Raw genomic sequence first — 12648 nt, forward strand, 5'->3', positions numbered from 1 at the left:
GCTACGAGATTGTCGATCACAGCCTGATCCTGTACGTAAAACCTCTGAACGCCGGTAAGAAGTAATCAAACGATAAAAAAAGGGGCCAGCAAGTGCCGGCCCCGAAGCTCTCCGAATCGAGAGGGGATTTTAGTGATGGGTCGCCTGGCCCTTTACGAACATCTCCCGGGCATGGGCAATGGTATGCTCGGTCATGTCCACGCCACCCAGCATTCTTGCTACCTCGCTGATCCTGCCCTGATCATCCAGTGCTTCAATGCGCGAGTAAGTCGCTTCTTTTTCAGTAAACTTGCTGACAAACAGGTGCTGATGGCACTGGGCGGCCACCTGCGGCAAGTGAGTCACACACAGTACCTGCCCGTTATCCCCCAGTGACCGCAGCAGTCGGCCCACCACTTCGGCAGTGCCGCCGCCAATACCTACGTCCACTTCATCGAACACCAGCGTGGGTGTTGTGGAGGTTTGTGCCACAACCACCTGGATGGCCAGGCTGATCCGTGACAATTCACCGCCGGAGGCCACCTTGGCCAGTGGGCGTGCCGGCTGGCCGGGGTTGGCGCTGACCAGGAATTCGATATCTTCCATGCCATGGGGTGCCGGCTCGTTGTCAGTATTGCCGCTCAGGTGGGTGACAAACTGCATGTTGGGCATGCTCAGCTGGGCCAGTTCCCGGGCAACCCGCTGGTCCAGTTCCATGGCGGCCTGTTCCCGTTTGGCAGACAGCTGTGCTGCCAGCTCATCGAATTGTTTACGCAGGTTTTCAAGCTCAGCTTCAAGCTGTTCCAGGCTGCCTTCGCCGCCGTCCAGTTCGGCCAGTTCTGCGGCCAGGCGCTGGTGCAGTTCCGGCAACTCTTCCGGGGTAATCCGGTGCTTGCGGGCCATCTGGTAAATGGCGCTCAGGCGTTCTTCCACCTCGGCCAACCGCGCCGGGTCGGCTTCATAGTCGTCGACAAACCGGCGCAGGTTGTCGCCGGCTTCGGAAATCTGGATCTGTGCTTCGTTCAGCATCTGCAGGGTATCGGCCAGTGCCGGCACTTCCAGCGGCAGTTGCTCCAGTTGCTGCAGGGCCTGGCGTACCAGGGCGGCTGCGCTGGTGTCATCTTCGGTGCAGAGCAGGGCGGCCTGGTGACTGCTGTGCAGTACTGCATCCGCCTGGCTCAGCTGGGCCTGCTCCTGCTCAAGGGCCTCCTGCTCGCCGTCTTCCAGTGCAAGCCGATCCAGCTCCTCTACCTGGTAGCGAAGCAGTTGCAGCCTGGCCTCGGCTTCGTCGGCATTGTGCCGGCGCTGTTCCAGTTTCTGTCGGGTAGCGTTCCAGGCTTTCCAGGCGTTGCGGGCCTGGTCGGCCAGTTGTTCGGCGCCGGCGAACTCGTCCAGCAGTTTGCGGTGGGTGTCTTTGCGCAACAGTGACTGGTGCTGGTGCTGGCTGTGGATGTCCATCAGCAGGCCGCCCAGTTCTTTGAGCTGGGACAGCGGGCAGGGCTGGCCGTTAATAAACGCTTTGCTGCGGCCATCTTTGCGGATGGTGCGGCGCAGGATGCAGTCTTCCTTGTCATCCAGTTCGTGGGCTTCAAGCCATTGCCGGGCTTCCGGAATTCTCGAGATATCGAAACTGGCGTTGATATCGGCACGCTCGGCTCCGTGGCGCACAGCTCCGGCGTCTGCGCGGCCGCCCATGGCCAGGCCCAGGGCATCCAGAACGATAGACTTGCCAGCACCGGTTTCGCCGGTGAGTGCTGTCATGCCCTTGCTGAACTGCAATTCAACCCGTTCAGCAATGGCGTAGTTCGAGACCGTCAGTTGGATAAGCATGCTGATTACCTCCGTTCAGAGTCTGTTGTCTCTGAAAATTTCGAATACTGTGATTCCATACAGTTGCTGTGAATATATACAGAGTTTTTCCTGTTTGCAAATAACCTGTGCCCCCGAATTTGTAAAGAATGCATCCCGGAAGGTTGAAACCCGCCCGGCGGGCCCCATATCCGTTCGCAAAGTCGTATTTTCCTGCCCTGAAACGGGCGGGGCTTAAACCAGCCGCAGGCCTTCGGGCCCTGGGAAAATCCATCAGGAGTTGTCATGAGTGCTGACGAAAAGCGCAACGAACAGGTAGAAGAAGAGCTGAACGAAGCCGCACAGGCGGAACAGGCTGATGCCGAGCCGGAAGCTGGCGAGGCGGGGCAAGAGGGTTCCGAGCTGGATGCCCTGAAGGCCAAGCTGCAGGAGTACCAGGACCAGGCGTTGCGCTCCCAGGCAGAAATGCAGAACGTGCGCCGCCGGGCCGAAATCGACGTGGAAAAGGCGCACAAGTTTGCGCTGGAAAAATTCGTCAAGGAATTGCTGCCGGTGGCCGACAGCCTGGAGAAGGCCGTGGAAAGCACGGAAGGGCAGGAAGACGCCAACGAACTGGTGGCTTCTATCCGCGAAGGCGCGGAAATGACCCTCAGCCTGTTCATGAACAGCCTGAAGAAATTCAACGTGGAGCAGGTGAACCCGGTGGGTGAACCGTTCGACCCGCAGCAGCACGAAGCCATGTCTATGGTGCCGGCCCCGGATGCCGAGCCCAATAGCGTGGTGGCGGTGGTGCAGAAGGGTTATCTGCTGAACGGCCGTGTTGTTCGTCCGGCCATGGTTGTAGTGGCAAAAGCAGAAAATTGATCAAAAAAGGCGCCGTCGGGGCTTGAAAAGCCGCTGAAAGCGCCAATATAGCGATTAAACAGCGACAGCCGGGGTGGTCTCACTCCGGAGCAGAATTCAGAAAGATCTTGGAGTGATTCGATGAGCAAAATTATTGGTATCGACCTGGGAACCACCAACTCCTGCGTGGCCATCATGGATGGTGACAAGGTTAAGGTAATCGAGAATGCCGAGGGTGATCGTACCACCCCGTCCATCATTGCCTACACCGACGATAACGAAACACTGGTTGGCCAGTCTGCCAAGCGCCAGGCGGTCACCAACCCGGCAAATACCCTGTACGCCATCAAGCGTCTGATCGGTCGTCGTTTTGAAGACGACGTGGTTCAGAAGGACATCAAGATGGTGCCGTACAAGATCGCCAAGGCTGACAATGGCGATGCCTGGGTAGAAGTGAAAGGCCAGAAGATGGCTCCGCCGCAGGTTTCTGCCGAAGTCCTCAAGAAAATGAAGAAGACTGCAGAAGACTACCTGGGCGAGACCGTAACCGAAGCGGTTATCACCGTGCCGGCTTACTTCAACGACAGCCAGCGCCAGGCCACCAAAGATGCAGGCAAGATTGCCGGCCTGGAAGTTAAGCGGATCATCAACGAGCCGACTGCTGCTGCGCTGGCCTACGGCATGGACAAGCAGAGCGGCGACCGTACCGTAGCGGTCTACGATCTGGGCGGCGGTACCTTTGACCTGTCCATCATCGAGATTGCCGATGTAGACGGTGAGCACCAGTTTGAAGTACTGGCTACCAACGGTGACACCTTCCTGGGTGGTGAAGACTTCGACATGAAGGTCATCGAATACCTGGCGGACCAGTTCAAGAAAGACAGCGGCATCGACCTGCGCGGTGACTCCCTGGCCATGCAGCGCCTGAAGGAAGCCGGCGAAAAGGCCAAGATCGAGCTGTCCAGCAGCCAGCAGACCGACGTAAACCTGCCGTACATCACTGCAGATGCGTCTGGTCCCAAGCACATGAACGTGAAACTGACCCGCGCCAAGCTGGAATCGCTGGTAGAAGAGCTGGTTCAGCGCAGCCTCGAGCCCTGTAAAGTGGCTCTGCAGGACGCTGGCATGAAGGCCTCTGAAATCGACGAAGTTATCCTGGTGGGTGGTCAGACCCGTATGCCGCTGGTGCAGGAGAAGGTTAAGGAATTCTTCGGCAAAGAGCCGCGTAAAGACGTAAACCCGGATGAAGCCGTAGCCATGGGTGCTGCCATTCAGGGTGCGGTACTGTCTGGCGACGTGAAAGACGTACTGCTGCTGGACGTAACCCCGCTGACCCTGGGTATCGAAACCATGGGTGGTGTGGCCACTCCGCTGATCGAGAAGAACACCACGATTCCGACCAAGAAATCGCAGACCTTCTCCACAGCGGACGACAACCAGACTGCGGTAACCATCCACGTTGTTCAGGGTGAGCGCAAACAGGCGGCACAGAACAAGTCACTGGGTCGTTTCGACCTGGCCGACATTCCGCCCGCACCCCGCGGTGTGCCGCAGATCGAAGTGACTTTCGACATCGATGCCAACGGTATCCTGAACGTGTCTGCCAAAGACAAGGCGACCGGTAAAGAGCAGTCCATCGTAATCAAGGCCTCTTCCGGCCTGAACGATGACGAAATCGAGAAGATGGTGCGCGATGCCGAGGCCAACGCTGAGGAGGATCGCAAGTTCGAAGAGCTGGTACAGGCTCGTAACCAGGGCGATGCCATGGTTCACGCCGTACGCAAGACCCTGACCGAAGCTGGCGACAAAGTCACCGAGGCTGAGAGAGAGTCCATCGAAGGCGCCATCAAGGACCTCGAAGAAGCTCTGAAGGGTACCGATAAGGAAGATATCGAAGCCAAGACCCAGAAGCTGACTGAAGTCTCTTCCGAGCTGGCCCAGAAGATGTACGCGGATCAGGCTGACCAGGCGCAGCAGGCCGACGGGCAGGAAGGTGCCCAGGCTGCAGACGACGCGGTTGATGCCGAGTTCGAAGAAGTCAAAGACGACGACAAGAAGTAAATCCGAAGTACATCAGGCAGTTGGAAAACGCGGGGGTAGCCCCGCGTTTTCCGCGTTATAGCAACAGGGTTTTGAAGTATGGCCAAGCGCGATTATTACGAAGTACTCGGGGTTGCCCGGGGAGCGGATGAGAAGGAAATAAAGCGGGCATATCGGAAGCTCGCGATGAAATACCATCCAGACCGTAACCCGGATGACCAGGATGCCGACAGTAAATTCAAAGAGGCCACCGAAGCCTACGAGGTGCTCGCTGACTCCGGCAAGCGCGCTGCGTATGACCAGTTTGGTCATGCCGGTGTAGACGGCCAGGCCGGTGCCGGTGGCTTCGGTGGTGGCGGCAGCTTCTCCGACATCTTCGGAGACGTGTTTGGCGATATCTTCGGTGGTGGTGGCGGTCGTGGCCGCAATACCCGTGGCTCAGACCTGCGCTACACCCTCGAGCTGGACCTTGAAGAAGCCGTTAAGGGCAAGTCCGTCGAAATCAAGATTCCGGGCCACAAGGAATGTGACGTCTGTGAAGGCAGCGGCGCCGAAAAAGGCTCCCGGCCGGAAACCTGTGGCACCTGTCAGGGCATGGGTCAGGTACGCATGCAGCAGGGTTTCTTCACCGTGCAGCAGGCCTGTCCGACCTGCCGTGGCTCTGGCCAGATCATCAAGGATCCCTGCAAGGCCTGTCATGGTCAGGGTCGTGTTCGCCAGGACAAAACCCTGTCGGTCAAAGTGCCGCCCGGCGTGGATACCGGCGACCGCATCCGCCTGTCTGGCGAAGGTGAAATGGGCGTAGATGGTGGCCCCCCAGGCGACCTGTACGTTCAGGTGGCTGTGCGTGAACACTCCATCTTCACCCGCGACGGCCGCAACCTGTACTGCGAAGTGCCCATCAGCATCGTGGATGCTGCCCTGGGTGGTGAGCTGGAAGTGCCTACACTGGATGGCCGTGTGAAGCTGAAAATCCCGGCTGAAACCCAGACCGGCAAGCTTTTCCGCCTGCGCAACAAAGGCGTTAGCCCGGTGCGTGGTGGCCCTGCCGGCGACCTGCTGTGCCGGGTGATGGTAGAAACCCCGGTGAAACTGACCAAGCGCCAGAAAGAACTGCTGGAAGAATTCCAGCAAACGCTGGACGGCAGCAACGGCACCCATCATGCTCCGAAGAAAACCTCCTGGTTTGAGGGTGTGAAAAACTTCTTCGACGAAATGAAATTCTGAGGGCAGAACAGATGCGGGTAGCAATCATCGGCGCCGCCGGGCGCATGGGCAAGGTACTGATCGAAGCGGTAGGCGGCACCGAGGGCCTTGAACTCGGCGCCGCCATCGTCGAGCCGGGCAGCAGCCTGATCGGCGCCGACGCCGGCGAAATGACCAGCGTTGGCAAAACCGGCGTAAAAATGGCTGGCAGCCTGGACGACGTCAAAGACGACTTCGACGTACTGGTGGACTTCACCTTCCCGGATCTAACCCTGGAAAACGCAAGATTCTGCAGCGCTAACGGCAAGATGCTGGTCATCGGCACCACCGGCATGACCGACGCCGAAAAAGAACAGCTCGCCCTGGCCGCTGAATCCACCCCGGTCGTCTTCGCTCCCAACATGAGCGTGGGCGTTAACGTCGTCCTCAACCTCCTGCGCACCGCCGCGGCTACCCTGGGCGACGACTACGACGTGGAAATCATCGAAGCCCACCACCGCCACAAAAAAGACGCCCCCTCCGGCACCGCCCTGCGTATGGGCGAAGTCGTAGCTGATGCCCTGGGGCGCGACCTGAAAGAGTGCGCAGTGTACGGCCGCGAAGGCTTCACCGGCGAACGCACCCGCAAGGAAATTGGCTTCGAAACCATTCGTGCTGGGGATGTGGTGGGTGACCACACCGTGCTGTTTGCTACCGAGGGCGAGCGCATTGAAATCACTCATAAGGCCAGTAGCCGGATGACTTTTGCCAAGGGGGCGATGCGGGCTGCTTTGTGGCTTGAGGGTAAGGCGGCGGGCCTGTACGACATGCAGGATGTTCTTGGGCTTAAAGGCTGATTTTTGCCACTAAATCCACGAAAGAACACGAAAAGAAAAGGTTTTTGCCACGGAAACCACGGAAGGGCACGGAAAAAGACTGAAGAGTTGCTTTTCGTGTGAGGCTAACGCTGAGGCTGAAGGTTCGGGTCGCTCTTCCGAAAATTTTGAAGGCCATGGATGGCCTGAAATAAGCGCTCATGGACGAGCTTGTAGCGGTTTTCGGAAGAGCGACCCGAACCTTCGGCCGGAGTTGCGTCAAAGACGACCGGACAAATCCCCGTGGACAAAAACGGCCAGAATCGCTTACAATAAGGCGATTTGACTGCACCAAGCGTACCTTTGAAAAGTTTATAAGAAAGCGGGACCGGGTTTTTACTCTGTCTCGCTTTTTTGCAACCTGAATTTGCGCTTGCGTTCCTGTTCGTGACGAACTTACGCCACTCGATGAGGATACAAGCCTTGAGCACACCAGCAATCCTTGCACTCGCAGACGGAAGCCTCTTCTACGGCACCGCCATCGGCGCAGACGGAGAAACCAGCGGTGAGGTAGTGTTCAACACTGCCATGACCGGCTATCAGGAAATCCTGACCGACCCGTCCTACTCCCGCCAGATCGTCACCCTGACGTATCCGCACATCGGCAACACCGGTGTGAACGGCGAAGACGTAGAGTCCGACCGCATCCACGCCGCCGGCCTGATCATTCGTGACCTGCCGCTGATCGCCAGCAGCTGGCGTAACCAGCAGAGCCTGGATGACTACCTGCGAAGCAACAACATTGTTGGCATTGCGGACATCGACACCCGCCGCCTGACCCGTATCCTGCGTGACAAAGGTTCCCAGAACGGCGCCATCGTTGCCGGCGAGAATGCCACCGCCGAGCGTGCACTGGAACTGGCCAAGGCCTTCCCGGGCCTGAAGGGTATGGACCTGGCCAAGGAAGTGACCAGCGAGAAAACCTATCAGTGGAACCAGACCGAGTGGGACATCACCGATGGCTACGGTGAACAGTCTGCTCCGAAGTTCAAGGTTGTTGCCTGGGACTACGGCGTAAAGTTCAACATCCTGCGCATGCTTGCTGCCCGCGGTTGCGACATCACCGTGGTACCGGCGCAAACCCCGGCTTCGGAAGTGCTGGCCATGAACCCGGACGGTATCTTCCTGTCCAACGGCCCTGGCGACCCCGAGCCGTGCGACTACGCTATCAAGACCATCCAGGAAGTGCTGGAAACCGAGATTCCGGTATTCGGCATCTGCCTTGGTCACCAGCTCCTGGCCCTGGCCAGCGGTGCCAAGACCATGAAAATGGGCCACGGCCACCACGGCGCCAACCACCCGGTGCAGGACATTGCCAAAGGCACGGTGATGATCACCAGCCAGAACCACGGCTTTGCGGTAGACGAAGCAACCCTGCCGGCCAATGTGGAAGCCACCCACAAGTCGCTGTTTGACGGCACCCTGCAGGGCATTCGCCGCACGGACAAGGCGGCCTACAGCTTCCAGGGTCACCCGGAAGCCAGCCCAGGCCCCCACGATGTGGCACCGTTGTTCGACGAGTTTATCCAGCTGATGGAAGCGCGATCTGCCTGAGGGCAAGGCCATCGACGATAGCTCACCGGCGCTGAACACCGCGCTGCAAGAATTCAAAAGTTGCTGACAGGTTTACCGAGACATGCCAAAACGTACAGACATCCAAAGCATCCTGATCCTGGGCGCTGGTCCCATCGTGATCGGGCAGGCGTGCGAATTCGACTACTCCGGAGCCCAGGCCTGTAAGGCGCTGCGCGAAGAGGGCTACCGGGTTATCCTGGTGAACTCCAACCCGGCCACCATCATGACCGACCCGGCCATGGCCGATGCCACCTACATCGAGCCGATTACCTGGAAGACGGTCGAAAAGATCATCGAAAAGGAAAAACCCGACGCCCTGCTGCCCACCATGGGCGGCCAGACCGCGCTGAACTGTGCGCTGGACCTGGAAAAGCATGGCGTACTGGAGAAGCACGGCGTTGAAATGATCGGTGCTAACGCCGATACCATCGACAAGGCCGAGGACCGGGACCGTTTCGACAAGGCCATGAGAAAGATTGGCCTCGAATGTCCGCGTGCGACGATCGTTCACTCCATGGCGGAAGCCTGGGAAGCGTCAGAGGATATCGGTTTCCCCTGCATCATCCGTCCGTCCTTCACTATGGGCGGCTCCGGTGGTGGTATCGCCTACAACAAGGACGAGTTCGAGGAAATCTGTACCCGTGGCCTGGACCTGTCTCCGACCAACGAACTGCTGATCGACGAGTCCCTGATTGGCTGGAAAGAGTACGAGATGGAAGTTGTTCGTGACAAAAACGACAACTGCATTATCGTCTGCGCCATCGAGAACTTCGATGCCATGGGCGTGCACACCGGTGACTCCATCACCGTGGCCCCGGCCCAGACCCTCACTGACAAGGAATACCAGATCATGCGGAACGCCTCACTGGCGGTGCTGCGTGAGATCGGTGTGGAAACCGGCGGCTCCAACGTGCAGTTCGGTATCAATCCGGACACCGGCCGTATGGTCGTGATCGAGATGAACCCGCGGGTATCCCGTTCCTCCGCGCTGGCTTCCAAGGCCACCGGTTTCCCGATTGCCAAGGTGGCGGCCAAGCTGGCCATCGGTTACACCCTCGATGAGCTGCAGAATGAAATCACCGGTGGCGTAACCCCGGCCTCGTTCGAGCCCAGCATCGACTACGTGGTTACCAAGATTCCGCGCTTCACCTTCGAGAAATTCCCCCAGGCCGACGCCCGCCTGACCACCCAGATGAAGTCTGTGGGTGAAGTCATGGCCATCGGTCGTACCTTCCAGGAGTCGATGCAGAAAGCCCTGCGTGGTCTGGAAGTGGGCTCTGATGGTTTTGACGAGAAGCTGGACGAGCTGGATTCGGACAGCAGCCGCGAAACGCTGATCCGGGAGCTGAACGTACCCGGCGCCGAGCGTGCCTGGTACATCGGTGATGCCTTCCGCGCCGGCATGACGGTTGACGAAGTGTTCCGTCATACCAAGGTTGACCCCTGGTACCTGGTGCAAATTGAAGACCTGGTCAAAGAAGAGCAGGCCCTGAAATCCGCCGGCAAGGCCGATATCGACAAGGCCACGCTGTTCCGCCTGAAGCGCAAGGGCTTCTCTGACGCCCGCCTGGCCAAGCTGCTGGGCATTTCCGAAGTCAGCCTGCGCAAGCTGCGCCACGACCTGGGCATTCGCCCGGTGTACAAGCGGGTAGATACCTGTGCCGCTGAGTTTGCATCCGACACCGCCTACATGTACTCCACTTACGAGGAAGAGTGCGAGGCGGAGCCGTCTGACCGCGAGAAGATTGTGGTGATCGGTGGCGGCCCCAACCGTATCGGCCAGGGCATCGAATTCGACTACTGCTGTGTGCATGCGGCCCTGGCCATGCGTGAAGACGGCTACGAAACCATCATGATCAACTGCAACCCGGAGACCGTGTCGACCGACTACGATACCTCCGACCGGTTGTACTTCGAGCCGATCACCCTGGAAGACGTGCTGGAAATCATCAACGTCGAAAAACCGAAGGGCGTCATTGTGCAGTACGGCGGTCAGACCCCGCTGAAACTGTCCCGTGGCCTGGAAGCTGCCGGTGTGCCCATTATCGGCACCAGCCCGGATGCTATTGACCGTGCCGAAGACCGTGAGCGTTTCCAGCAGATGATCCAGCGCCTGGGCCTGAAACAGCCCCAGAACGCCACCGTGCGCAGCCATGAAGAAGGTATCCTTGCGGCCCGCGAAATCGGCTATCCGCTGGTGGTTCGTCCGTCCTACGTGCTGGGCGGCCGTGCCATGGAAATCGTCTATGACGAAACCGAGCTGGTGCGTTACATGCGCAGTGCCGTTCTGGTATCCAACGACAGTCCGGTATTGCTGGACCACTTCCTGAATGCCGCCATCGAGGTGGATATCGATGCCATCAGTGACGGCACCGACGTGGTTATCGGTGGCATCATGCAGCACATCGAGCAGGCTGGTGTTCACTCCGGTGACTCTGCCTGTTCACTGCCGCCCTACAGCCTGCCTAAAGAAGTGCAGGATGAAATGCGCGAAGCGGTCAAGAAAATGGCCATCGAGCTGGACGTTATCGGCCTGATGAACGTGCAGCTGGCCTGGCAGGACGGCGAGATCTACGTGATCGAAGTGAACCCGCGTGCTTCCCGTACCGTGCCGTTCGTATCCAAGGCCATCGGTGTGTCCCTGGCGGCGGTAGCGGCCCGCGTAATGTCCGGCAAGACCCTGAAAGAACTGAACTTCACCCAGGAAATCGTGCCGACTTACTATGCGGTGAAGGAGTCCGTGTTCCCGTTCAACAAGTTCCCGGCGGTTGACCCGATCCTCGGCCCGGAAATGAAGTCTACCGGTGAGGTGATGGGACTGGGTGACAGCTTCGACGAAGCCTTTGCCAAGGCATCCCTGGCCGCGGGTGAGCGCCTGCCGGCCAAGGGTGTGGCCTTTATGTCGGTTCGTGACGTCGACAAGCCGGGGGCGGCCAAGGTTGCCCGCGACCTGGTTGATGCCGGCTTCCGGATTGTCGCCACTACCGGTACAGCCAAGGCCCTGGAAGCCGAGGGTGTCGAGGTTGAGCGGGTCAACAAGGTTGGTGAAGGCCGGCCGCACATTGTTGACTCCATCAAGAACGGCAAGGTTCAGCTGATCATTAACACCACCGAAGGTCGTAAGGCCGTTTCCGACTCGGCGCAGATTCGCCAGTCCGCCTTGCAGACCAAGGTAACTTACACAACGACGCTGGCGGGTGGCGAAGCCTTCTGCCGCGCAATCAAATTTGGCCCGGAGCGCACCGTTCGTCGCCTCCAGGACCTACACGCAGGGAAGTAAGATTATGGCTGAAAGAGTACCCATGACGCAGACCGGCGAAGCCCGTCTGCGCGAGGAGCTGAAAAAGCTGAAGTCCGAAGATCGTCCGCGGGTCATCCAGGCTATCGCCGATGCCCGTGAACACGGAGATCTCAAGGAAAACGCCGAATACCACGCAGCCCGTGAACAGCAGAGCTTCATCGAAGGCCGTATCCAGGAAATCGAAGGCAAGCTGTCAGTGGCTCAGGTGATCGACGTAACCACCATGGAGAACACCGGAAAGGTGATCTTCGGCACCACGGTGCACCTGGTGAATATGGACACCGATGAAGAAGTGACTTACCAGATCGTGGGCGAAGACGAGGCAGACATCAAAGCCGGCAAGCTGTCGGTATCGTCTCCGATCGCCCGGGCGCTGGTGGGCAAAAACGAAGGTGATGTGGTGGCAATCCGCATCCCTTCGGGCACCGTGGAGTACGAGATTTCCGAAGTAGAGTACATCTGACGAAATCCGCGCCCACACGAAAAAGCCGGCTGGGGTTGCCCTCGCCGGCTTTTTTTATCACTTATTTCTTAGCAGGTTAGACAGCTTCGGATTTGGCTTCCTGGCCCGGCGCAGGATGACGGCGATTTTGCCGATGGTTTGCACCAGCTCGGCGCCGGAGCTTTCGCACAGGGCCTGGATGGCTTCCTGGCGGGCTTCGCGGTCTGTGCTGGCTACCTTGATCTTGATCAGCTCATGGTCGTTCAGGGCTCTCTCCAGTTCTTCCTGGAGCCCTTCGGACAGGCCTTTGTCGCCAACAATGATGACGGGCTTCAGATTGTGGGCAATGGCCCGGTATTCCCGGCGCTGTTCCGGTGACAGACTCATGATGTAATCTCTTTATCGGTGCAATTAACAAAAGGTCAGCGGCGAACTGGCTGACAACGTCGTATAATTTCGTGATTGTAACAGATAGCGCACCGCCACAAATGGTCGTATTCACTTACAACCGGCGTTGCAATCGGCCCCGGAGTGCCCAATATAAGTGGTAGTGCGGCCGTTTTCCCTTAGGCCGTTTCTGGTTTACGAACGTACAATTA

General features: G+C 58.6%; 9 protein-coding genes. 7 read left to right on the forward strand and 2 right to left on the reverse strand.

From position 1 onward, the window contains the following. Positions 1-129: 129 nt before the first annotated feature. Complete coding sequence (recN, locus tag B9Q17_RS00005) at positions 130-1809, reverse strand: DNA repair protein RecN (protein WP_094623612.1); 1680 nt, start codon at positions 1807-1809, stop codon at positions 130-132. 264 nt (positions 1810-2073) lie between these two features. Between recN and grpE the strand changes: the two genes are divergently transcribed. From grpE to greA, 7 genes are all read left to right on the forward strand, one after another. After that, positions 2074-2652, forward strand: coding sequence for a nucleotide exchange factor GrpE (gene grpE / locus B9Q17_RS00010; RefSeq protein WP_022988309.1), 579 nt, complete (start codon positions 2074-2076; stop codon positions 2650-2652). Between the two features lie 120 nt (positions 2653-2772). Beyond that, positions 2773-4692, forward strand: a complete 1920-nt coding sequence (dnaK, locus tag B9Q17_RS00015) for a molecular chaperone DnaK (RefSeq protein WP_094623613.1) — start codon at positions 2773-2775, stop codon at positions 4690-4692. Positions 4693-4770: 78 nt separating this feature from the next. Next, positions 4771-5898 (forward strand): molecular chaperone DnaJ, encoded by a 1128-nt coding sequence (dnaJ, locus tag B9Q17_RS00020; RefSeq protein WP_022988307.1) that lies wholly within the window; start codon positions 4771-4773, stop codon positions 5896-5898. Between the two features lie 11 nt (positions 5899-5909). Further along, positions 5910-6713, forward strand: coding sequence for a 4-hydroxy-tetrahydrodipicolinate reductase (dapB, locus tag B9Q17_RS00025; RefSeq protein ID WP_094623614.1), 804 nt, complete (start codon positions 5910-5912; stop codon positions 6711-6713). A gap of 441 nt (positions 6714-7154) precedes the next feature. Further along, positions 7155-8285 (forward strand): glutamine-hydrolyzing carbamoyl-phosphate synthase small subunit, encoded by a 1131-nt coding sequence (gene carA, locus B9Q17_RS00030; RefSeq protein WP_208618739.1) that lies wholly within the window; start codon positions 7155-7157, stop codon positions 8283-8285. A gap of 82 nt (positions 8286-8367) precedes the next feature. Further along, positions 8368-11586, forward strand: a complete 3219-nt coding sequence (gene carB, locus B9Q17_RS00035) for a carbamoyl-phosphate synthase large subunit (RefSeq protein ID WP_094623616.1) — start codon at positions 8368-8370, stop codon at positions 11584-11586. 4 nt (positions 11587-11590) lie between these two features. After that, the gene (gene greA / locus B9Q17_RS00040) at positions 11591-12070 is read left to right on the forward strand and encodes a transcription elongation factor GreA (RefSeq protein ID WP_081697550.1); all 480 of its coding nucleotides are present in this window, start codon (positions 11591-11593) and stop codon (positions 12068-12070) included. Between the two features lie 57 nt (positions 12071-12127). Here greA and yhbY read toward each other — a convergent pair whose 3' ends face one another. Next, the gene (yhbY, locus tag B9Q17_RS00045; RefSeq protein WP_094623617.1) at positions 12128-12436 is read right to left on the reverse strand and encodes a ribosome assembly RNA-binding protein YhbY; all 309 of its coding nucleotides are present in this window, start codon (positions 12434-12436) and stop codon (positions 12128-12130) included. Positions 12437-12648 lie beyond the last annotated feature (212 nt).

The sequence above is a fragment of the Marinobacter vinifirmus genome (assembly GCF_002258215.1).
GTDB lineage: Bacteria > Pseudomonadota > Gammaproteobacteria > Pseudomonadales > Oleiphilaceae > Marinobacter > Marinobacter vinifirmus.